Consider the following 22,584-nt stretch of genomic DNA (forward strand, 5'->3'; position numbering starts at 1 on the left):
AATCAATTGGTTGGAAAATCAATTTCAAATCCAATTCCTCTCAGGGATTGGATTTTTATTTGGGGATCATGGATGAAATATTTACGAAGCCTGCTGATAAACACATCAAGACTTCTTCCGGTAAAATAATCATTGGTTTCCCAGAGATTATCAAGAATATTATCTCTGGTGATGATCGTCCGGTTGTGTTTCAGAAGGTACAGCAGTAATTCCTGTTCCCGTATGGTCAATCGGGTATTCCCGTCAGGATGTGACAACAGAAGTTTGGTAGTATCCAGTGAAAACTCTCCTATTTTTATTTGGCTTTCCGTAACGGCGGGAAGTGTTCTTTTCAGAATATTTTTAATTCGTAAAACAAGTTCTTCAGGGTCGCAAGGCTTGGAAATATAATCGTCGGCACCTATTTTCAATCCGGTCAATCGGTCTATTTTTTGATTTTTAGCCGTTAAAAATAATAAAGGGAAATTACTTCTTTCCTTAATGATCATTTTCGCCAGAGAAAAGCCATCAATATTGGGCATCATCACATCCAGAATTCCTATCTGAAAGGGAAAATCAGCCTGAAACAATGGTACGATATCTTCCGGATTCTGAAACCAGCTGACTTCAAAATCTTCCAGTTCAAGATATTGTTTAAGAATCATTCCGAAATCCGGATCGTCTTCTGCCAGAAGGATTTTAGTTTTCATAAGGAATTGATATTTTAAAAGTACTGCCTGTATGAAGCTGACTGGAAACCTCTGTTTTACCACCATAACTGGTAATAATTTTTTTTACGAAATAAAGTCCCAGTCCCAGTCCTTTGCTATTGTGAATATTGTTATTCTGTATTCTGTAGAATTTTTCAAAAATAGTATTCAGTTCTTTAGCCTCCATGCCCTGACCGTTGTCGGCAACTTCAATTTCCAATTGTTGAGAATTGTTGCGGATATGTATTGTAATAACCGATGCTCCATATTTCACACTGTTTTCACAAAGGTTTTTAATGACTGTTTCCATCAGGTTTTTATCAAAAGGAAGTTTTTGTGAAACGGTGTTTTCGAGGTTAAAATCACAATTTGGGTAAGTAACGGAAAGATCATGAATAAAAAAGTTCCAGTTCTCAGGTTGTATAGCAGTCATTTCATCCGGAATTTCATCCTTATGAAGTTGAAGCATCAGACTTTCGAGCCTGGAAATCTGTCTGTCTATAAGAGGCAGCGTATCGGGATTCCATTCCTTTTTTAATGCTTTGGAAGCTATTTTTAAAGTGGCAATAGGCGTTTTAAATTCATGCGAAATGTTATCCACAATGCTGTGGAGAACTTCCACCTGCTTCTGCTGCTGAATAAGATTTCTGATCGTGAAAATATAAAGCAGAAGAACTCCCGAAAGAAGAATAATACAGCATATAATCAATAAAGTAAGCTCCTTGAAAACGATACTTTTTATATTTCTGATCTCAAAATCGGTCTGGGTTTTAACAAGAAAAGTATTCTTTTTTTCAATATGCCCCTTATCCGAATCATTTCTTTTGGTACTGGAGGTTTCCCAGCTTCCGATACTCGCAATACGCGGCTTTTTGATCTTGTCTTTTGTCTCAAAAATAACAATAGGTTCGGTAATTACTTTTGAACTGTCCGGAAGATGTACAATAGAAAGATATCTTATTCTGGCCGAAATTTCGTAACCGTCTTTCTGATAACGGCTGTCAATATAATGAATCAGTCTTTCTCTGGCAGATTTCCTGTTTTCTATGAAATAGCGGAGAAAATCTTTTTTGCTGATCTCCTTATTATGATACTGTATGATGATTTCCTGAAGAGAGTCATCATTCCTTTCTTTTACTTCCTGTATATCTTCAAGATCGTCTGTGTAATTGGTAAGCCCGTCATTCACGGATCTGTAGATGTCCCTCTCTTTTACCTGATAGGTTTTATACATAAAATAAACCTGAATTCCCAGTAAAAGCAGGAACAGAGCGGCAAAAACCGAAATCAGAATTTTACTTTTGGCTATCATTAAAACAAAGATAAAACTTTAGCCATGTTCCGGGAATGATTATTTTATTATTAACCTTCCGTTAACCATAGTTTTGAATCTTCAAAAACAGTTTCATTTCTTTATCAGAAGCTGGTAATTTTATGACAGAAAAGATATTAACCCATCATTAACCTTCTATTAACCGTTTTTTTTCCAGCCAATATAGAATTTTGTACCCATAGAACAGAACAATAGTTTTTGTTTGAACGGATAAAAAAATAACCATGTATAAAATTCTTTTTCTTCTGTGTTTTCCAGCTTTGATTCTTGCCCAGCAACAAAAAACTGAAGGTACAGTGATGAACACCGAAAATGAAAAACTTTCTTTCGTAAAGGTAGAAGTATATAACGCTCAGAATGCATTGATCAAAGAATTAAAAACGGATGAACACGGGAAGTTTGTACTCCAGGGTATAGAAAAACAGGATGTAAAGCTGATAGTTAAAAATCAGGGATATTCTTTATTTGAGAAAAAATTGGATTTAAAAGAGCCTGAACCTCTGAATATCGTTCTTAAAAAAGAATCTCAGGAAATAGAAGGAATAGTCATGACGAAACGTAAGCCTTTGGTGAAAAGAAAGGTAGACCGTCTGGAATTTAATGTGGAAAACAGTAATATTTCTTCGCTCAATGCCTGGGAAATCCTGAAAAATACACCAGGTGTTACTATCAGCAACAGTGTATTGAGTGTAAAGGGAAGTACCGGAATTCTGGTGACGATTAATGATAAAAAAGTAATGCTGACAGGGGATGAGCTTAAAAACCTTCTGGAGAATACACAGGGAGATGAAGTGAAATCTGTGGAAGTGATTACCAATCCACCTGCAAAATATGAAGCCTCAGGAAGCGCAGTACTGAATATCGTTCTGAAAAAGAATAAAATTGAAGGTTACCGTGGCATTCTCTCATCCAAATATGTACAGACACAATATGCGAAAGGCGTTTTCGGTCTTTCCCAATATTATAAAAAAGATAAACTTTCCATTATGGGGAGCTATTATAAAGGGCTGGGAACGTACTACCGGGAAGGAACAGATTATGTAAACTATCCGGAAAGCCAAACCCGATGGGTAAGTACAATGAACAGGAAGGATAAAAACAATAACCAGAATACCCTGAATTTTAATGTGGAATATGAACTGGACAGCCTGACCAATCTTAGCCTCAACTACTCAGGGTATTTTTCTCCAAAATCCTTCGGAACCTACAATGTTCCTACGCTGATCTTTAACCAGCAGGATAGGGTAGAATCTGATTATACTACCATCAATGATCATCGCTCACGTTCCATCAATAACTCTGTAAGTTTTCAGATAGACAGGAAAATCAATAAGAAAAGCAGCCTTTCCTGGATCAATTATTTTACCGGAAATAATGCCGATAAATATCAGAATGTAATCACCTATCTGAATTTTGCAGGGCAACCTCCCAAAGAAGATAATTTCCTTACCCGGAATAAAGCAGATGTTCAGCTATATTCTACCCAATTCGATTACCAATGGAAAGGGGATAAACTGGAACTAGAATCGGGGATTAAGTATAGTTTTGTAAAAACCAGCAGTCAACTTGATTTCTCTGATAACGAGAACGGAACACTACAATACAGACCGGAAAAAAGCAGTATTTTTGATTATAAAGAACACAATTTTGCCTTGTATTCTTCATTAACCTACAATATCGGGAAGTGGAATTTCAAGGGAGGTCTTCGTGCGGAAATGACAGATCTTGAAGGTGTGGTTTCAGAACCTTATGAACTGAATAAAAGTAATTATTGGAAATTCTTTCCCACTTTTTATGCACAGTACACGACAGAAAATAAACAGGAATTCGGGTTCTCCTATGGGAAAAGAATCAGCAGACCATCCTATTCATGGCTGAATCCTGCAAAATCTTACTACAATCTGTTTTCCTATTATCAGGGAGATCCCAAATTAAAAGCAACGATTACCCACAATCTCAATCTTACTTATTCATGGAAAGACTGGAATCTGGATTTGTACTATAGAAAAGAAATTTATCCGTCCATGGAAATTTCCTATCAGGAACCAAGTACTAACAGTTTGATCTATTATTTTACCAATATTGAGAAAGGAGAGGCTTTCGGATTAAGCTTTTATAAAAATTTCCAGGTGAAACCATGGTGGAATATCATCCTTTCTGAAAACCTTGAACACAATGAAAATTATTTCACAGGAGTTGATGGAATGCTGTATAAAAATAAAGTCTGGAACTGGGTTTCAAACATTTCAACAAGCTTTACGCTCGATAAAAACAGCGACTGGAAAATGGAAATGGGACACCGCTACTATTCTCCCGGCATACAGGGAACATTCAGGATATCTTCTCTATGGTCGGCTTATTTTGTAATGAACAGGAAATTCTTTAGTAAAAAACTGGAAGCCAGCCTTATTTTTAGCGATATTTTCAGATCCACAGAACAGAAGGTCAGTACAAAATATGCAAATCAGGATAATTATTTTCTTGATTATACCGATACTCAGGGAGTAACATTTTCATTGAAATTCAACTTTGGAAATCAATCAGTTAAAAATGCCAAAACAATTAAAAAAACAGCCGAACAAGATAGATTGTAGAATATTTTAATATAAAAGTTAATCACGGTAAAATATTATTGTGAAAGAATGGTCGTCTGATGGCACATTTTCGTTATTTTTGATGCCTATCTTTAAAGAGATCGCTATGAAGAAAATTTTTTCCGGAATGCTGATCGCAGTTTCTTTACTGCAGCTGTCAGCTCAGGAATTGTATATGCCGAGGAATATCAAAAAAGCGTATGAAAGAGGTACACGTGATATCTCCGGAGCACCAGGGAAAAACTACTGGCAGAATAAAGGAGTGTATAATGTAGAGGTGAAAATAGATGCTGCTACAAAAGTGGTTTCCGGAAAAGAAACCATTATTTATACCAACAACAGTCCGGATAACCTGAATGAACTGGCTATACGATTTGTGAATAACCTTCACAAACCACAGTCGCCAAGATCAGGATTTGTATCCAAAGATTTCCTTTCATCCGGGCTGAAAATTAAATCTTTTACAGTAAACAATGTAAAATATGAGATCAACAGTGATGACTGGAGTACTGTTGAAAAAGTAAAATTAAAATCAGCCCTGAAATCCAAATCAAAAGCTGAGGTTAAAATAGAGTGGGAATATCCATTGTCGGTTCAGAGTGGAAGAGAAGGACAGATTGATCCTGAAACATTCTATGTGGCATATTCTTTTCCAAGGATTTCCGTGTATGATGATTACAACGGATGGGATATGCTTCAACACTCAGACAGACAGGAGTTTTATAATGATTTCAATGATTACAGTTTTGCCATCACAGCACCGAAAAATTATGTAGTCTGGGCAACCGGTGATTTTCTGAATCCGGAAGCTGTGCTTCAGCCTCAATATTTAAAAAGATATAAAGCTTCCCTGAAAAGTGATAAGCTGATGCATATTGCCACAGAACAGGAAATGAAGTCCGGTAAAGTAACCAAACAGAATAAATGGAATGTCTGGAAATTTAAAGCCAGCCATATTACAGATTTCTGTTTTGCCATGAGTAACCATTATGTATGGGATGCCGCCAGCGTTCAGTTAAAAACAAAAAGAGCCAGCGTTCAGGCAGGATATAAAAACGGAGCTAAAGATTTTGAACATTATGTAGACTGGATGCGTTACAACCTGGATTGGTTCTCGAAAAACTGGCCAGGCGTAGAATATCCTTATAACGTAATGACGGCTATCCAGGGATACGCAGATATGGAATATCCTATGATGATTAATGATACCAGTATTCCTGATGATCTTAATGATGCAAGGCTTACGGCAGATCATGAAATTGCCCATACCTACTTCCCTTTTTATATGGGAATCAATGAGACCAGATATGCATTTATGGATGAAGGCTGGGCAACCACGCTGGAATATCTTATAGGGATTGATGAAAACGGAGAAGCTGCTGCCAGGGAATTTTATAAAAACTTCCGCGTTAAAAAATGGATCAATGATCCTTCTGCAGAGCAGGATCAACCGATAATTACCATGAGTACGCAGGTAAGCGGTGCCGGATATGGAAACAACTCCTATGTAAAATCTTCATTGTCTTATCTGGCGCTGAAAGATTATCTGGGAGATGAACTCTTCAAAAAAGCATTACACCATTATATGGACAACTGGAACGGGAAGCATCCTGTGCCATGGGATTATTTCAATTCTATGAATACGGGATCAGGAAAAAATCTGAACTGGTTCTTCCATAATTGGTTTTATACCAATAATTATATAGATTTAAAAGTAACAGGAGCATCCCAGATGAATGACATGCTTACCATCAACGTAGCGAATGTAGGAGGTTTTGCCATTCCGTTTGATGCCATTCTGTCTTATGATGATGGAACGACAGAAAAAATCCATTTTTCACCTTCAGTATGGGAAAAAGACCAGAAACTGACCGATCTAGTCATTCCTATTAAGAAGAAGATAAAATCGGTACAGCTGGACGGAGATATCTTTATGGATTATACTCCGGATGACAACCGTAAAAACTTATAAAAGTAAAGCCTTCAGATTCTGGAGGCTTTCTTGCTTTAAAAATAGGCTGTCAATCGTAAACCTAGCGTGATATAATTGATTTTTTCTTTAGCAATCAGGTTGTTCAGTTCCTGATCCAGTTCAGCACTTTCCTTAATTTCATCGCTGAAGTAATAACGAATGGTGGAGTTGATCTGATTGTAATCCGTATAGAAAGTAAGACCTAATCCCGGATTAAACTTATAAGTCATAGAAGCACCTGTATTCCATCGGAAAGCTGGTTTTGGTTTATATCTGGCTATTTGGAGCTCATGGTTGGGAGCATCGATGTCCTCTCCCTTTACAAATACTTTTCCAGTGGCAGTAGCGGCATATCCTCCGGTAATTTTTAAAGTAAGCTGCCATTTATCTGATATTTCATGGGAAAAATAAGGCCCAATGCCTGCAGAAAGGAATCCCATAGATTGTGTTTTGATTTCATGATCACCAAAATCCTGCCCGTCATCTAATGTTATTCTTTGAGATTTAATAGGGAAGCTGCTGAAAGATACATCGGCACCCACACCCCATTTTTTTGAAAAGAAATAAGCGCCTTCCAGTCCGCCCTCAAAACCGATTTGTTTTTTATCATCCAGTTCAGATTCCCTCAGGAAGTTAGTGGTACCAAACGCGGTTCCCATTTTTAAAGAAAGAAAGGATGGATAGTCGTTACCCTGTATTCTGGATAAGATGCTTAAATTATCACCCTTGTTTTTATAAATTTTGTCAATAAAAAAATACCCCAGTTCTGTTGATATAATTCCGATACCTGCACCGGCGAGAATATCCGGAACCCAGTGTCTGTTATTTAAATTTCGTCCAAGTCCCGTAAGGGTAGCAGAACCATATCCGGCAATACTGTAGGCCGGATTCACCAAACCATATTCTTTGTGTAGAAATGTGGCATTGGTAAAAGCCATTGCGGCATGCCCTGATGGGAAAGAGTTGTTTTTGGATCCATCGGGACGTTCCACTTTTGCTGTATATTTAATAGAGTTGACTAAAATAGCCATGATGGCTAAGCTGGTGCCATAGGATAAGGTAGCCCGTCCTATATTGTTACGCCCTTTTACACCTGCCAGTTTTAATCCATAGACTGCAGCAGCAGGAGCGTATTGCAGATAATCATCATATTTTACTTTGAAGTTGGGAAGGTACCGGTTTCTTACCTCGCGAATATTCTCTTTTTCTCCCCATGTTGCTGCGGCTGCCGTAAAAAGTAGAGCTGGAGCCACCGATTTTTTTACCCATTCTTTTTGGAAAAAAGGAGTTTTCTCCTGAATTGTATACCCTGAATTGATGAGAGCCAGATCTTCCTTGAGATTTCGGGATGGGATAGTATCCTGTGCTTTAATACAGTATAATTGCAATAGTATTCCTGATGCTAATGCTATTTTTTTCATCGTAGTGGTGTTGAATTTAAATCGCGTAAAAATATTAAAAAAATCTATCCCAAAAATTGAGATAGACTATTTTATTTAATATTTTTATAATATTTTAAGTAATCCGGATGATTATCTTAATCCTGCTCTTGGTCCCGATGCTGATACTACAGCCTGCATTCTGGTTTTTTGGTTGGCAGAGAACATAAACATAGATTTGTCATCTACATAATCCATATAATTCATAAACATCTGAGAACGGCTTACACCTCCACAAATTCTGTTTAGAGGGTAGGTGGGATTTCCATAATTAGGGCCGGGAGATGTAGGAGTATCATTAGAGTAATCTGTCTGGCAGCCTGTGTCTGATGATCCCCAAAGGTGTGGAAGGTTCAGGTAATGTCCTACTTCATGGGTTACTGTTCTTCCTAAATTAAACGGAGCTGAAGCACCTGTTTTTCCTATATACTGATAGCCTATTACAAGACCGTCATACCATTGTCCTGCATGTTCAGGATAATAAGCGTAGCCCAGTGTTCCAGGTTGATTGTTTTCGTCAAGAATTGAATTTACAACCCAGATATTCAGGTTTTTATTGACATCAGTTGCATCAATTCCTCCGGTGCTGGCTTTTTTCATTTGTTCAAGATCAGATCTCCAGCCTGTTTTTGAACTCTGTTTACGGTTGGTTGCAACTAATTTGAAACGGATTTTTACATCACCTGCTGCTGCAGGCTGAAATGCAGAAGGAATTTTCGTAACATCAGAATTGGTGCCTCCGTAATCGGCATTAAGAACAGCAATTTGTTCTGCAATTCTTGTGTCAGAAACATTTTGAGTAGAAGTGTTATAGATGACATTAAAAACTACCGGGATCTCAACAGTTCCGTCTGCAAGAACTTTTCCCACTTTAAGGTTTTCTGCAAATTTTTCAGTACCGGATTCAATATCCGCTATTTTCTTTTGTAGCGCTGGATTTTTCAAAAGCATTGCTTGTCTGATTTCTTCTGAAGGGCAGCTTCTTTTAAGAGCACCTGGAACAGAATTTTCCTGATCCGCAGGTGTTTCATTTTGAGTGGTTAAACTGTCGGTGTTACATGCCGACATAAAGCCCAGGACCAGGGCTCCCATTAAGAATTTTTTCATATCATTATAATATAATTTGGTTGAGGGTGTGAAATTATATTATTTGTGATTAATATGCAAATTATTCACTGAAAAAGGTAGAGGAATTTTAAATTGTATAGCATTTGCTTGAATTAAATGCAAATAAAATGATATTTAATTGAATTTTAGTTAAAATTAATTGTTTTATTTATATTTAATAATCAATCGGATTTTATGTGTGAATAATTTCATGTTTTTATTGTTTTTTATAGGATATTTTATACAAACGGAGTGTTGCTGAAACTGAAAAGGGATTTAATTTCAGGAGATAGATAGAATAAAAAAATCTATCTCAATTTGAGATAGATCTTAAGTTTGTCAATATTTAAATTTTAATATACTCTCAATCCGGATCTTGCACCAGAAGAAGCTACTACAGACTGCATTCTTGTTTTTTGTCCTGCAGAGAACATAAACATTGCTGCATCATCTACATAATCCATGTAATTCATAAACATTACAGATCTCTGTACACCGCTGCAAGTATTATATAGCGGGTATGAAGGTTTTCCGTAATTTGCTGTAGTTTGTGTAGGAGTGTCACTTACCTGGTCATTTCCACAATTAGCATCTCCCCAGATGTGTCTTAAGTTTAAGTAGTGGCCTACTTCATGTGTTGCTGTTCTTCCCAGGTTGAAAGGTGAAGAAGCTCCTGTCTTTCCAAAATATGGAGCAGCAATTACAACACCGTCATTCCATAGACCTGCAGATTCAGGGAATGTTGCATACCCAAGAATGGTACGTCCCTGGCTGGTCATTTTACCTACAACCCATAAATTTAAATAATTGGTAGGATTAGTAGCATCAATTCCTCCTTTAGATGCTTTTTTCATATCATCATTGGTAGCCCATCCGGTTTTTGTGGTAGATTTTCTAACAGTATTTACCAGTCTGAATTTTACTTTTGTGTCACCGGAACTTACAGCCTGGAATTCAGTCGGAATTTTGCTGGCATCAGTGTTAGTACCGGAATAGTCAGCATTTAATACTGCAATTTGTTCAGCAATTCTTGCATCAGAAACGTTTTCAGCTGTAGTTCTGTATAGAACATTCACTACAACCGGGATTTCTACAGTACCATCAGCTAAAACTTTTCCAAATTTTACATCATTGGCGAACTTTTCTGTGTTGGTTTCTAATGCTGCAAATCTTTGTTGGAGTTCAGGACTTCTTTTCAATGCTTCCTGTCTGATTTCCTCAGACGCACAGCCCCTTTGAGCAAAACCTGCAGTTGTTACTGCTTCGTCAGTTGTGTTTTCATTTTGATTAGTAACGCTGTCAGTGTTACATGCAGACATTACAGTGAGCATAAAAGCTCCAAATAATAGTTTTTTCATATCAAAATCATTTAGGTTGAGGATGTGAAATTATATTATTTGAAATTAATATGCAAATAATTTTGTAATTTAATTGATATATTGTTAATAATTAGTCTTTTTGTTTAATTAAATCCTATCGTTATCTCGAATGTATTGAATTTTAATCAATTTCGATAAATCTACTGGTTCGTTTTTAGTTTTTGATTATTTTGTGTGTATACTTTTCGTTTATATTTATTTTTTAAAAGAATTTTTTCACTATAAAAACTTAATTAGCAAAACCATTTTTAATGGCAAAAACGGCTAGACCTACGCGGGTTTTAAGATCCAGTTTTTCACATAGCTGATCACGGTAGCTTTCTACTGTTCTCGGACTGCAGCACATTCTGTCGGCAATTTCCTTATAACTGAGTTCGGTTACAGTGTATTTCAGAAACTCTTTTTCTCTGTCTGAAATTTTTATCGCCATTTCAGATTCAGTCTCTTTGTTCAGGTTGGAGAATATAATTTTGGAAGCCCAGTCCGGATAAAAGAAGCCATCACTATTGAGTCGGGTAAGTGCGGTTTCCAGATCTCTTGGATGGGTGTTTTTCAGCAGATAACCTTTTGCTCCGCTTTTAATCATCTTAATTACGCTGTTGTCATCTCCCTGCATACTGAGAGCCATAATTTTAATATCGGGATGGTTTTTTGTAAGCCAGACTGCCGTTTCAAAACCGTCCATAATAGGCATACTGATATCTAAAAGAATAATATCAGGAATGGCATTGCCTTCTTCAAATTTTTGGATAAGATCTTTCCCGTTCTCGCTTACATAGATGACTTCAAATTCATTGAAGTTACCTATAATTCCTTCCAGGGCTTTTGCAATAAGTATATGGTCGTCAACAATTACGATAGATTTTTTCATGACTGCTTTTTTAAGATAATATTGATTTGGGTTCCTGCATTTTCCCGGCTTTCCATACGAAAACTAGCTCCTATGATTTCCGCTCTGTTTTTCATATTGGTAAGGCCTATTCCGTTGGATTTGATCTGTGAAGTATCGAACCCGATTCCATCATCACGAATATCAAGTTCCCAAAGGATGTCTTCAGACGTATTCAGGCTGATAAAAATATTTTTACAGCGGGAATGTTTTATACTGTTCTGAATAAACTCCTGGGTAATCCTAAGAAGAACATTTTTATGAACAAAGCCCAAGTCCAGTTGTTTAAAATTATGCTCAAAATTTACATGGCACTTTTTAAAGGAATTGGTATTGTCTACTTCTTCCTGTATCAAAGTTACAATTTCCTTCTGGTTGATATTGTCGTCTGTAAGTGTTTTTGACAAGCTTCTGAGATCCTGCAAAGATTGGTTGATGATTTGTGAAACCTGATCAATTCTTTCACTTGCTTCGGATACTTTATTTTCATAAAGCATCTGTTGTACATAGAGGCTTACCAGGGTAAGTTTCTGACCAATATTGTCATGCAGTTCTCTTCCGATCTGCTGCATGGTGGCCTGCTGAATTTCCAGTTGGGTAGAAAGGAGCTCTCTCTGATGAAGTTCATTTTTTCTTTCAATTTCATTCAAATACTCTTTTTTTCGTTGCCTGTAATTCCGGATATAGATAAATACGGCAATTACAAACATCAAAAAAAAGATATTGAATGAGATGATAGTTATTAAGAGCTCTGTTTTCCCCATATAAATGAACTTGCAAATAAAATATACATAACCGCTCCTGAAACCTGAAAATATATAAAATAAATATCCCAGATATCTATATATTTCCACAGAAGAGAGTTGAACGTCATAAATGGCATATTAGCAATATAAAAAAGTGTTACTCCCAAATTAATATAAAACATTTTGTTTTTGTTGAAATTAAGAATATCAGACGAATTAACCTGTTTATAATACTCCATAATAACCAGAGCCATTAAGAGTAGACACCCTATATTATAATTGAATGAAAAGATGACTTTCTTTTCCGGAAAAAAGAGTGCCCTGAGAATATATGTTAAAAGATATGCTCCCGTTAAGATATAGAATAGTTTTGTTTTCTTTAAAGACTCTTTTGCGTACAGCCAATAAAAAAATATAAACTGCAGTGGAATCACAAAGTAGTTGTGAAAATTTATCCTGTCTATTTTAAGCGGTTTTTCTCCCCATTTTACAGCTGACTCACACAGGAAAATAAGAATCAGATAAATTGCCAGATATTTCCAATGTTGTTTTTTTACACGATTATAATAAATCAGGGAGATTATAGCAGCAAAGGCTTCTCCCCAATACATAAATGATGAAAAAATTTTTTGAATCTCAGTCATACTGTATTTAAGACTATGAATAGTAATTAATAAGATGTACCCATCGGAGGTGATGGCGGAATAAGTGTTCCACTATTTTCTCCAAGACCGGTATCACTATCTTCTCCCATACCTTTGTTTGCTAATACTAAAGATTTTCCTTCAGCACTCTGAAAAGGATTGAAATCATAATCAATAAGCTCTCCGGTTTCATTGGCTTTTTTTAATGTTGGGACCATCACCAGCGTGTGTCTTCCTGCATATTCTGTCGGAACAGGATGTGAATCCATGATAGACCAGTTTTCCTGTTTCGGATAAGTAGCATAATAAAATCTGATCCCTAAGTCTTCTGAAGATGCAGCTGGGTTCACTTTGGTAGCTTCTTCTTCGATCTTTGCAATAAAACTTTTTAGTTTAGGAAGATCAAACCAGATGGAATGAGCATCTTGTATTCCTAAAGCGGTATTAATAGCATTGAGATGATTTTGACGGTAATTGTCAATCAGAGCCTGGATAAGACTGTTTGACATGATTCCAGGTTCCAGTGGATTGTTTGATTCTGTATTCATAGCTTAGTGGTTTGCAGATAAAACTTAATTAATATGCAAATTTCGGAAAAATAATGGTAGAAAATGTATCTGTTAATAGGGAATTACACTGTTATTTTTACCGTGATTTTACGGATTGTATATTTTATAAAGAATAAGTTGGAATTTGGAGAAAATCTTTCAATCTGAATTCTTTGAAAGGCATACGGGGGGCAAAACACAAAAGGTCGCCTTTCACAAGCGACCTTTTATATTGTTTTTTAAATTTTTTACAGAACTCTTAATCCTGCGCGAGGGCCGGATGCTGAAATGGTAGCCTGCATTCTGCTGTTTTGTTGTTGTGTAAACATAAACAATGTTGTTTCGTCAGAATAATCCATGTAATTCATAAACATTACAGAGCGTGAAACTCCTCCGCAGGTTTCGTATCTCGGATAAGTTGGTACACCGGAGTGTTTTGTAATCTGTTGAGGTGTATCATCTACGAAATCGTTACCACAGTTGGCGTCTCCCCAGATATGTCTTAGATTTAAGTAATGTCCAACCTCGTGTACTGTTACTCTTCCCTGATTATGAGTGGCATCAGGACCACCTTCACCCACATAATCGTCCATCATAACAACACCGTCGTTCCAAAGTCCTGCATCTTCCGGGAAAGTAGCATATCCTAAGACATATCCGGACTGATACGGCATATAATCAACTACCCAGATATTCAGATACTGGTTAGGATCCGTAGAGTCCATTCCTCCTGTAGATGCTTTTTTCATTTTATCATCCGGTGCCCATCTGGAAGTCTTTGTCGACTTTCTGTTAATGCCCGCCAATCTGAATTTAATTTTGGTATCTCCTGCATTTACCGGTTGAAATTCTGCCGGAATCTTGGAAATATCAGAATGTGTAGATGCGAAGGCTTTATTAAGTACATCTATTTGGGAATTTATCCTGGCATCTGATACGTTATTTGATGGCTTTGTGTAAAGGACATTGAAGATAACCGGTATTTCTACGCTTCCATCAGGCAAAACTTTACCCATTTTTTTCTGCTCGATATAGTTTGCGGTCTGGCTTTCTATCTGAAGCATTCGCTGCATAGCTGCAGGATCTTCAGCAAGGTGTTTTTTTCTGAGAATATCAGAGCCGCAGAAGGCCTCTTTGCCGGCTGTGATATTGGTTTCTTCCACGTTTGTGTTCTCTGGAGTAATGTTTTCTGTTTCATTATTATTACATGAAACCAGGAGTGTGATTAAGACTCCGAAAATTGTTTTTTTCATAAAATCTCGTTTTTTAGTAAAACGAATATAGGTGAAATTTTAATATGATATATTTAATTAATCAGTTATTATTTTATGTTAAATTTAATTTATTTTTATTTTGTATGAAATATTTACATTATTAATATTGTTTTTTAATAAATATGCTACAGATTAGATTTTTTAATAGGGATATTTTTTCTAAAAATTTGAAATTAAATGTAAATTATTATTTATTGAAAATAAATTGCTTAAAAAGATGTTGGTATAAAAAATAAGTGCTGCAGATTATTCTACAGCACTTACTTACAAAAATAATGTATATGAAAAAAACTATTTTATTATTCAGTAGGTCGGAAAACCAAACCTGTTTCTACAAAGTAATCCAGCGTAATTCTATCTCCATCATTTACATTTCCTGCAAGAATCTCTTTAGAAAGTTTGTTTAAAACTTCCTGCTGAATTACTCTCTTCAGTGGTCTTGCTCCGAAGGCAGGATCATATCCTTTGTCCATCAGATAATCTACTGCGTCCTGAGTGAAAGTCATAATAATGTTTCGTTTAGATAACATTTCATTAAACCCTCTCAGCTGATACTGAACAATTTTTCCGATTTCTTTTTTTCTTAAAGGCTGGAAGAGTACAATTTCATCAATTCTGTTCAGGAATTCCGGACGGAGCGTTTGTTTCAGCAGATCGAATACTTCGTCTTTTGTTTTATCCACAATTTCATCCTGATTTTCCTCCGTAAGATTCTCAAAATTCTCCTGAATCAGATGTGATCCTAAATTCGAGGTCATGATGATGATGGAATTCTTGAAATTCACTACACGGCCTTTATTATCCGTCAGACGTCCGTCATCCAAAACCTGAAGTAATGTATTGAAGACATCAGGATGTGCTTTTTCAATCTCGTCTAAAAGCACTACGGAGTAAGGTCTTCTTCTAACCGCTTCAGTCAATTGTCCGCCTTCATCATATCCCACATATCCAGGAGGCGCTCCTACTAATCTGGAAACACTGTGACGTTCCTGATATTCACTCATATCAATTCTGGTCATATTGTTCTCATCATCAAATAAGAACTCCGCCAGTGCTTTTGCCAGCTCCGTTTTACCTACTCCGGTAGTTCCCAGGAATAAGAAGGATCCGATAGGCTTTTTATCATCACTCAATCCGGCTCTGTTTCTTCTGATCGCATCTGCAACCGCCTGAATCGCTTCATCCTGTCCCACAACTCTATGATGCAGTTCGGCCTCAAGATTCAATAACTTATCTCTTTCTGATTGCAGCAATTTAGTTACAGGAATACCTGTCCATTTAGCAATCACTTCAGAGATGTTTTCAGCAGTCACTTCTTCTTTGATCAGTTCATTCTGATGATTCTGCATTTCGAGTTCAACCTTGGCAAGCTCTTCTTCCTTTTCACGAAGTTTTCCGTATTGGATCTCCGCTACTTTTGCATAATCTCCGGCTCTGGAAGCTCTTTCTGCTTCGTGTTTCAGAGATTCTATATCTTTTTTGATCTGGGTAAGATCTTCACTTTTCTGTTTTTCTTTCAGCCATTTGGCATTGATCTCATTTCTCTGTTCGGATATTTTTGCAATATCTTCCTTAAGGTGATCAATCTTGGTCTGGTTGCCTTCTCTTGAAATAGCAGCAAGCTCAATTTCCATCTGCATGAGTTTTCTGTCCAGAACGTCCAGTTCTTCCGGTTTGGAATTGATTTCCATTCTCAGCTTTGCAGAAGCTTCGTCAATAAGGTCAATGGCTTTATCCGGTAAAAAACGGTCTGAAATATATCTTTGAGACATTTCCACAGCGGCAATAATTGCCTCATCTTTGATTCTTACTTTGTGGTGAGCTTCGTATTTATCTTTAATACCACGAAGGATAGAAATTGCAGATTCAGTATCCGGTTCTTCCACCATTACCTTCTGGAAACGTCTTTCCAACGCTTTATCTTTTTCAAAATACTTTTGGTATTCATTCAATGTAGTGGCACCAATCGCTCTTAATTCTCCTCTTGCCAGAGCAGGTTTCAGAATGTTGGCAGCATCCATTGCTCCTTCACCACCTCCGGCTCCTACCAAAGTGTGGATCTCATCAATGAAAAGAATAATCTGTCCATCAGACTTGATTACCTCATTCACCACAGATTTCAGTCGCTCTTCAAATTCACCTTTGTATTTTGCCCCGGCGATCAAAGCTCCCATGTCTAATGAATAGAGAGTTTTATCCATCAGGTTTTCAGGGACGTCGCCACTGATAATTCTGTGGGCAATTCCTTCAGCAATTGCGGTTTTACCTACTCCCGGTTCCCCGATAAGGATAGGGTTGTTTTTTGTTCTTCTGGAAAGAATTTGCAAAACTCTTCTGATTTCTTCATCACGTCCGATGACAGGGTCCAGCTTACCTTCTGCTGCTAATTCATTAAAGTTTTTAGCATATTTATTTAAAGACTGATACGTTTCTTCTGAACTTGCAGAAGTAGCTTTACTTCCTTTTCTTAATTCTTTAATTGCGCCTTCCAGCAGATTTTTGGTTACACCCATATCTTTCAGCATTTTGGAAACTTCAGAAGAGGTGTCCAAAAGAGATAGCCATAAGTGTTCAATCGTTACATATTCGTCACCCATCTTCTTAGCGATATTTGGTGCGTCCAGCAATACTTTGTTGGCAGATTGTGAAAGATAAATATTTCCTCCCTGAACTTTAGGAAGCTTTTCTAAATTTTCACGGTTGCGCTCTCTTACTAATGCTGCATCTGCTTCAGATTTTTTTAATAAGAAAGGCGAAATATTTTCATCTACCTGAAAAATTCCTTCAAGAAGATGTTGAGGTTCAATGCTTTGGTTGCCAAACTCCATCGCAACCTGTTGTGCTGCCTGGATGGCTTCCTGTGATTTTACAGTATATTGGTTTAAGTTCATATTTTATATATTTTTGGTAATGATTCGTTTAAAGTTTAGTTTTTAAAAAACATCAAGAAACCAAATTCTAAGGCTCAGTTTCTTAATGCCATCAATTATTTAATCATTTATTCGATGACTGTATCGCAAAAACTGTTCAATTATTAAATTTACAAAAAAACTGGACAAATTTTCCGGATATTATATTTTTAACGGAAATTTAACTTGACAAAATTTCCGGTTTCGTCATTATCTCTTTATAATTGATGAACAAATCGTCATAGCAGATAAATAACTCAACGATTAAACTGAAGATGAAGACTTTTTTCTTTTTATGATCAAAAAAACGACAGTTTAAATCAGAATAATTACTTTTGCATTTTACCAGATGGAACTCAAAGAAAAACAGAGAAAAATACTCAACGTAGCAGTAGAACTTTTCAAAGAGAAAGGGTATATGGGAAGCTCAGTACGAGACCTGGCTACAAAACTTAATATCAAAGCTGCATCACTGTATGCACATATCCGTTCAAAGGAAGAAATTCTGGAATGGATTTGCTTTGGCATTGCTCAGGAGTTTTTCGATGAACTTCAGGAAGTAAAAAATACCAATATCGCTCCCAGAGAAAAACTGAATCTCTTATTAGATAAACACTTATCTGTTGTTCTTAAAAATCGTGATGTTACCCATATCTATTCCAATGAATGGAAACATCTTGAGGAAAGGCTTCCCGAATTTGTAGAATTAAGGAAAAACTACCAGCAGGAAGTAGAACAACTGATTTTTGAGATCTACAAAGCAGAAAACTGGGAACTGAAATCACCATCATTTACCACCAGATTTATCCTTCATACTTTAAATAATTCCTATTTCTGGTTCAAAAGAAGCAGCGATTCTACGGATGAAATTACAGAAGAAATCAGAGAGAAAATTCTTTTCGGCCTGCTTGGAAACCAGAAGAAATAAGCACGCCGTTTGTCATTGACTACATCAAATCTTCGATTTCTGACGAAGGAAGAATCTCATAGTTATGTTATTTAATCATGTATTTAATAAGAGATTCTTCGCTACACTTCGTTCCGCTCAGAATGACATTGGACATAATTTTAAGCACTTTTCTTATTTAGAATCATTCAAAATATGACAAAAGTCATAAAAATTTTGCCAGCTTCCGAAATCTTTTTAAATTTACACCTAACAAATGTTAGTTAGTTTTATGGATTTTTCAGTTGAATATCTGGAGCTGGGTCAGTTGAGACAGCTTCAATCCGACCGGTTGATTAGCCTGATCAGCTATTTGGGAGAGAAGTCGGAATTTTATAAAAAGAAATTTGATGAACTTCAAATATCCCCTCAGGATATAAGGTCGATTGAGGATATCACTAAACTTCCTATTACTTACAAGCAGGATTTAAGAGATAACTATCCGTTCGGATTATTTACGGTTCCTAAAAATGAGCTTCAGCGGATTCACTGCTCAAGCGGAACGACAGGAAAACCGACTGTGGTAGGATATACAAAAGAAGATGTAGAGCTTTTCAGTGAAGTGGTGGCAAGATCACTGAATGCTGCTGGTGCTAAACCGGGAATGCAGTTACATAATGCTTATGGTTATGGGATTTTTACAGGAGGATTAGGTCTTCATTACGGAGCCGAAATGCTGGGAATGAGTGTTCTTCCCATTTCAGGGGGAATGACGGCAAGACAGGTAGATCTTATTGTAGATTTTAAACCGGAAGTGATCTGCTGTTCTCCTTCATATGCTTTAACGATTGCAGATGAATTTGCAAAAAGAGGAATATCAGCAGATGAAATCAGTCTTAAATACGCTGTGCTGGGTTCAGAGCCATGGACGGAGATTATCAGAGGACACATTGAAGAAAGATTAGGCGTTCATGCAACCAATATCTATGGATTAAGCGAAATTATCGGTCCCGGAGTTTCCATGGAGGATTTCGAAGAGAAGGGAGGAGCTTATATCTGGGAAGATCATTTTTATCCCGAGATTTTGGATCCTGTTACCAAACAGCCGGTTCCTTTTGGAGAAGAAGGGGTTTTAGTGATTACTACTTTAACTAAAAAAGCAATGCCGCTTTTACGTTACTGGACGAATGACATTACAAGTCTTTACTACGATGAAAATGCCAAAAGAACAATGGTGAAAATGAAACCTATCGTAGGAAGAGCAGATGATATGCTGATCGTAAGAGGAGTAAACGTATACCCAAGCCAGATTGAAGATGCTTTTTCTTATGTAAAAGGAGTGGTTCCCAATTACTATTTAACACCTGTAGAGAAAGAACACATGTGTATTGCTTTGGATATTGATGTTGAAATAGATGATGAATTGGTAAAATCTCAAAAAATAGAATCAAATACCAATGATTATTTTAATTTTGTCGGCAACTTTGGGAAAAACATAGAAAACGAAATAAAAAAGAGAGTAGGAATCACTACGAAAGTAAAAGTTCATGCTCAGGACAGCCTGCCAAAGTGCGAAGGTGGAAAAATTAATAGAATACTAAAAAAATAATGAATTCATTTTATAAACTTAAAACAGTTAAAGTTCAGAAAGATACTTCCGAAGCAGTGAATGTGGCGGTAGAAATTCCTGAAGAACTGAAAGATAAGTTCAGGTTCAAGCAGGGACAATATCTGAATTTCCGAATGATGATCAACGGAAATGAAGAAAGACGTTCTTACTCTATCTGTAATGCTCCAAGTGAAAAAGGCAACACGCTGGAAGTATTGGTGAAATTGCTGGAAGGCGGAAAGGTGTCAGGGTATTTCAATGAACATCTTCACATGGATGAAGTGCTGGAAGTAATGCCTCCGATGGGTGGTTTCAATACTTCATATCACCCAAGCAATGTAAAAACTTACGTTGGCCTGGCTGCAGGAAGCGGAATTACGCCTGTATTATCCAATATTAAAGAAAGTCTTTATCAGGAACCTAACAGTAATGCTTATCTGTTTTACAGCAACAGAAGCATGAATCATGTTTTAAGAAAAGCAGAGATTGATAAACTTGTAGAGCACTTCAACGGAAGACTTAAAGTGATTTACCTCGTAAGCCGTGAGAAACACGAGGACCCTATTTTTGAAGGAAGAATTTCGTCAGAAAAATTAGAGCAGCTGTTTGAAAGATATACAGATATTGATGTAAAAGAAGCTACTTATTTTATTTGCGGCCCTTCAGAAATGATTAAAGGGATTGCGGACTATCTGAAAAAAGATAAAAAAGTACCTGCTATCCAGGTTTTATTTGAATATTTCACCGCTCCGGATGAAGAAAATACGGAGGAAATGAGTGATGAATTCAAGGCCATTGCCAATATTGAAAGTATGGTAACGGTAATCATTGATGACGATGAATATTCGTTCCACCTTAATTCTAAAAAAGAGAGTATCTTAGATAAAGCATTGAAAGACAATCTTCCTGTACCTTTTGCATGTAAAGGAGGTGTTTGTTGTACGTGTAAAGCACAAGTTCTGGAAGGAGAAGTTTTCATGGAGAAAAACTATGCGCTTACCGAAGAAGAAGTAGCCAGAGGCTATGTTCTTACCTGCCAATGTCACCCGACAACGAATGTGGTGATGCTTAATTATGATGTTTAAAAATTAATGTAACAATATAACAATGTATCGATATAACAATCATTGGTACATTGCTAGACTAATACATTGTTAAATTGAAAAAATTATGGACTTAGAAAAATTTGTTCAATACGTTCACGAAGAAAATAAAGTAGAACCAAAAGATGTAATGCCTGATGATTACAGAAAGCTACTGGTTCGTCAGATTTCACAGCACGCGCATTCTGAAATTGTAGGAATGTTGCCGGAAGCCAACTGGATCTCCAGAGCGCCTTCATTGAGAAGAAAAATGGCTCTTTTAGCCAAAGTTCAGGATGAGGCAGGCCACGGCTTATATCTTTATTCTGCTACCGAAACGTTAGGAGACGGAAGCATCAGAGCAGACAGAGATGCTACTTATGATGATATGCTGGAAGGAAAAGCAAAATATTCAAGTATTTTCAACTATCCTACCCTAAGCTGGGCTGATATCGGTGCCATCGGTTGGTTAGTAGACGGTGCGGCTATTATGAACCAGGTAATGCTGATGGGGAATTCTTACGGTCCTTATTCAAGAGCGATGGTGAAAATCTGTAAGGAAGAATCTTTCCACCAAAGACAAGGGTATGAAATTCTTATGGCATTGTGCCGTGGAACAAAACAACAGAAAGAAATGGCTCAGGCTTCATTAAACCGTTTCTGGTGGCCGGCTCTGATGATGTTCGGACCTAATGATGACAGCTCACCCAACTCTAAAATCTCTATGAACTACAGAGTAAAAAGAGAAAGTAATGACAGTCTTCGTCAGAGATTTATCGATGTTACCGTTTCTCAGGCTGAATTCTTAGGATTAACCATTCCTGATAAAGATCTGAAATGGAATGAGGAAAGACAGCATTACGATTTCGGAGAACTTCCCTGGGATGAATTCATGGAAATCTTAAAAGGAAACGGTCCTTGCAACAAAAAGCGTATCGAAACGAAGAGAAAAGCTCAAAGAGAGAATGCTTGGGTAAAAGAAGCTGCGGCGGCTTTTGCAGAAAAACAACAAAAAGAAGTAATATAATAATGTAACAATATACCAATGTAGAAATGTAACAATCATTGTCATGCTGAGCTTGTCGAAGCATTTCATTGTTAAACTGGTACATTGATACATTGTTAAATTAATTTGATTATGGCAAATTTAGATATGTGGGAAGTGTTTATTCAGACTAAACCGGGATTATCTCACAAACACGTTGGAATTGTACAGGCACCAACAGCAGAAATGGCTTTGCAGAACGCAAGAGACGTTTATACAAGAAGAAAAGAAGGAACCTCTGTTTGGGTTGTTCCAAGTAAATATATTGTGACTTCGGAAGGAGTAGATAAAGAAGCATTCTTTGATCCGGCTGATGATAAACTATACCGTCATCCAACTTTCTACGAGATTCCTAACGACGTAAAAAATATGTAAAAATGCTAATGGCTATTAGCTGCTTGCAATTTGCTAAAAGCTACATGCCAAAAGCCAAAAGCTA

18 protein-coding genes are annotated in these 22,584 nt (G+C 36.8%); 7 read left to right on the forward strand and 11 right to left on the reverse strand.

Going from position 1 to position 22,584, the window contains the following annotated elements:
* Nucleotides 1-2: 2 nt before the first annotated feature.
* Nucleotides 3-689 (reverse strand): response regulator transcription factor, encoded by a 687-nt coding sequence (locus JNG87_RS19210; protein WP_202840453.1) that lies wholly within the window; start codon nucleotides 687-689, stop codon nucleotides 3-5.
* Nucleotides 679-2,001, reverse strand: a complete 1,323-nt coding sequence (locus JNG87_RS19215; RefSeq protein ID WP_202840455.1) for a sensor histidine kinase — start codon at nucleotides 1,999-2,001, stop codon at nucleotides 679-681. Before JNG87_RS19215 ends, JNG87_RS19210 begins: the two co-directional genes overlap by 11 nt.
* A 245-nt stretch (nucleotides 2,002-2,246) precedes the next feature.
* Between JNG87_RS19215 and JNG87_RS19220 the strand changes: the two genes are divergently transcribed.
* On the forward strand, nucleotides 2,247-4,616 hold the full coding sequence (locus JNG87_RS19220; protein WP_202840458.1) for an outer membrane beta-barrel family protein: 2,370 nt from the start codon (nucleotides 2,247-2,249) through the stop codon (nucleotides 4,614-4,616).
* 106 nt (nucleotides 4,617-4,722) lie between these two features.
* On the forward strand, nucleotides 4,723-6,588 hold the full coding sequence (locus tag JNG87_RS19225; protein ID WP_202840460.1) for a M1 family metallopeptidase: 1,866 nt from the start codon (nucleotides 4,723-4,725) through the stop codon (nucleotides 6,586-6,588).
* A gap of 35 nt (nucleotides 6,589-6,623) precedes the next feature.
* On the opposite strand, the gene JNG87_RS19230 is transcribed toward JNG87_RS19225, so the two are convergent.
* The 9 genes from JNG87_RS19230 to clpB all read right to left on the reverse strand — a co-directional run bounded on the left by JNG87_RS19230 (nucleotide 6,624) and on the right by clpB (nucleotide 17,505).
* Nucleotides 6,624-8,009 carry a phosphatase PAP2 family protein gene (locus tag JNG87_RS19230; protein WP_202840462.1) on the reverse strand — a complete coding sequence of 462 codons (1,386 nt, stop codon included), beginning with the start codon at nucleotides 8,007-8,009 and terminating at the stop codon, nucleotides 6,624-6,626.
* A gap of 111 nt (nucleotides 8,010-8,120) precedes the next feature.
* Nucleotides 8,121-9,134 carry a zinc metalloprotease gene (locus JNG87_RS19235; protein WP_202840464.1) on the reverse strand — a complete coding sequence of 338 codons (1,014 nt, stop codon included), beginning with the start codon at nucleotides 9,132-9,134 and terminating at the stop codon, nucleotides 8,121-8,123.
* Nucleotides 9,135-9,487: 353 nt separating this feature from the next.
* Nucleotides 9,488-10,492, reverse strand: coding sequence for a zinc metalloprotease (locus JNG87_RS19240; protein WP_202840466.1), 1,005 nt, complete (start codon nucleotides 10,490-10,492; stop codon nucleotides 9,488-9,490).
* A 250-nt stretch (nucleotides 10,493-10,742) separates the two neighbouring features.
* On the reverse strand, nucleotides 10,743-11,384 hold the full coding sequence (locus tag JNG87_RS19245; protein WP_202840468.1) for a response regulator transcription factor: 642 nt from the start codon (nucleotides 11,382-11,384) through the stop codon (nucleotides 10,743-10,745).
* Nucleotides 11,381-12,052: a sensor histidine kinase gene (locus tag JNG87_RS19250; RefSeq protein ID WP_238349623.1), complete on the reverse strand. Its 672-nt coding sequence runs from the start codon at nucleotides 12,050-12,052 to the stop codon at nucleotides 11,381-11,383. The genes JNG87_RS19245 and JNG87_RS19250 overlap by 4 nt, the downstream gene beginning before the upstream one ends.
* Before the next feature lie 92 nt (nucleotides 12,053-12,144).
* Nucleotides 12,145-12,792 (reverse strand): hypothetical protein, encoded by a 648-nt coding sequence (locus JNG87_RS19255; RefSeq protein ID WP_202840472.1) that lies wholly within the window; start codon nucleotides 12,790-12,792, stop codon nucleotides 12,145-12,147.
* A gap of 26 nt (nucleotides 12,793-12,818) precedes the next feature.
* Nucleotides 12,819-13,340, reverse strand: coding sequence for a hypothetical protein (locus JNG87_RS19260; RefSeq protein WP_202840473.1), 522 nt, complete (start codon nucleotides 13,338-13,340; stop codon nucleotides 12,819-12,821).
* 248 nt (nucleotides 13,341-13,588) lie between these two features.
* A complete protein-coding gene (locus JNG87_RS19265; RefSeq protein ID WP_202840476.1) occupies nucleotides 13,589-14,593 on the reverse strand; it encodes a zinc metalloprotease in 1,005 nt (334 codons plus the stop codon).
* Nucleotides 14,594-14,913: 320 nt separating this feature from the next.
* The gene (gene clpB, locus JNG87_RS19270) at nucleotides 14,914-17,505 is read right to left on the reverse strand and encodes an ATP-dependent chaperone ClpB (protein ID WP_202840478.1); all 2,592 of its coding nucleotides are present in this window, start codon (nucleotides 17,503-17,505) and stop codon (nucleotides 14,914-14,916) included.
* 367 nt (nucleotides 17,506-17,872) lie between these two features.
* Here clpB and JNG87_RS19275 point away from each other — a divergent pair, with 367 nt between their 5' ends.
* The 5 genes from JNG87_RS19275 (at nucleotide 17,873) to paaB (ending at nucleotide 22,520) form a co-directional block, all read left to right on the forward strand.
* On the forward strand, nucleotides 17,873-18,451 hold the full coding sequence (locus JNG87_RS19275) for a TetR/AcrR family transcriptional regulator (RefSeq protein WP_202840481.1): 579 nt from the start codon (nucleotides 17,873-17,875) through the stop codon (nucleotides 18,449-18,451).
* Between the two features lie 250 nt (nucleotides 18,452-18,701).
* Nucleotides 18,702-20,018, forward strand: a complete 1,317-nt coding sequence (locus tag JNG87_RS19280; RefSeq protein ID WP_202840483.1) for a phenylacetate--CoA ligase family protein — start codon at nucleotides 18,702-18,704, stop codon at nucleotides 20,016-20,018.
* Nucleotides 20,018-21,103: a 2Fe-2S iron-sulfur cluster-binding protein gene (locus JNG87_RS19285; protein WP_202840485.1), complete on the forward strand. Its 1,086-nt coding sequence runs from the start codon at nucleotides 20,018-20,020 to the stop codon at nucleotides 21,101-21,103. The genes JNG87_RS19280 and JNG87_RS19285 overlap by 1 nt, the downstream gene beginning before the upstream one ends.
* Before the next feature lie 85 nt (nucleotides 21,104-21,188).
* Nucleotides 21,189-22,127, forward strand: a complete 939-nt coding sequence (gene paaA, locus JNG87_RS19290; protein WP_110010672.1) for a 1,2-phenylacetyl-CoA epoxidase subunit PaaA — start codon at nucleotides 21,189-21,191, stop codon at nucleotides 22,125-22,127.
* A 111-nt stretch (nucleotides 22,128-22,238) separates the two neighbouring features.
* Nucleotides 22,239-22,520, forward strand: a complete 282-nt coding sequence (gene paaB / locus JNG87_RS19295) for a 1,2-phenylacetyl-CoA epoxidase subunit PaaB (protein WP_002981782.1) — start codon at nucleotides 22,239-22,241, stop codon at nucleotides 22,518-22,520.
* Nucleotides 22,521-22,584 lie beyond the last annotated feature (64 nt).

The organism is Chryseobacterium cucumeris (assembly GCF_016775705.1).
GTDB lineage: Bacteria > Bacteroidota > Bacteroidia > Flavobacteriales > Weeksellaceae > Chryseobacterium > Chryseobacterium cupriresistens.

What these genes read in the sequence shown, in the direction of transcription:
- paaA (WP_110010672.1), top strand. Translation starts at nt 21,189, where the DNA reads ATGGACTTAGAAAAATTTGTTCAATACGTTCACGAAGAAAATAAAGTA.
- JNG87_RS19245 (WP_202840468.1), bottom strand. Translation starts at nt 11,384, where the DNA reads ATGAAAAAATCTATCGTAATTGTTGACGACCATATACTTATTGCAAAA.
- JNG87_RS19280 (WP_202840483.1), top strand. Translation starts at nt 18,702, where the DNA reads ATGGATTTTTCAGTTGAATATCTGGAGCTGGGTCAGTTGAGACAGCTT.
- JNG87_RS19255 (WP_202840472.1), bottom strand. Translation starts at nt 12,792, where the DNA reads ATGACTGAGATTCAAAAAATTTTTTCATCATTTATGTATTGGGGAGAA.
- JNG87_RS19265 (WP_202840476.1), bottom strand. Translation starts at nt 14,593, where the DNA reads ATGAAAAAAACAATTTTCGGAGTCTTAATCACACTCCTGGTTTCATGT.
- JNG87_RS19225 (WP_202840460.1), top strand. Translation starts at nt 4,723, where the DNA reads ATGAAGAAAATTTTTTCCGGAATGCTGATCGCAGTTTCTTTACTGCAG.
- JNG87_RS19210 (WP_202840453.1), bottom strand. Translation starts at nt 689, where the DNA reads ATGAAAACTAAAATCCTTCTGGCAGAAGACGATCCGGATTTCGGAATG.
- JNG87_RS19240 (WP_202840466.1), bottom strand. Translation starts at nt 10,492, where the DNA reads ATGAAAAAACTATTATTTGGAGCTTTTATGCTCACTGTAATGTCTGCA.
- paaB (WP_002981782.1), top strand. Translation starts at nt 22,239, where the DNA reads ATGGCAAATTTAGATATGTGGGAAGTGTTTATTCAGACTAAACCGGGA.
- JNG87_RS19275 (WP_202840481.1), top strand. Translation starts at nt 17,873, where the DNA reads ATGGAACTCAAAGAAAAACAGAGAAAAATACTCAACGTAGCAGTAGAA.
- JNG87_RS19220 (WP_202840458.1), top strand. Translation starts at nt 2,247, where the DNA reads ATGTATAAAATTCTTTTTCTTCTGTGTTTTCCAGCTTTGATTCTTGCC.
- clpB (WP_202840478.1), bottom strand. Translation starts at nt 17,505, where the DNA reads ATGAACTTAAACCAATATACTGTAAAATCACAGGAAGCCATCCAGGCA.
- JNG87_RS19260 (WP_202840473.1), bottom strand. Translation starts at nt 13,340, where the DNA reads ATGAATACAGAATCAAACAATCCACTGGAACCTGGAATCATGTCAAAC.
- JNG87_RS19285 (WP_202840485.1), top strand. Translation starts at nt 20,018, where the DNA reads ATGAATTCATTTTATAAACTTAAAACAGTTAAAGTTCAGAAAGATACT.
- JNG87_RS19235 (WP_202840464.1), bottom strand. Translation starts at nt 9,134, where the DNA reads ATGAAAAAATTCTTAATGGGAGCCCTGGTCCTGGGCTTTATGTCGGCA.
- JNG87_RS19215 (WP_202840455.1), bottom strand. Translation starts at nt 2,001, where the DNA reads ATGATAGCCAAAAGTAAAATTCTGATTTCGGTTTTTGCCGCTCTGTTC.
- JNG87_RS19230 (WP_202840462.1), bottom strand. Translation starts at nt 8,009, where the DNA reads ATGAAAAAAATAGCATTAGCATCAGGAATACTATTGCAATTATACTGT.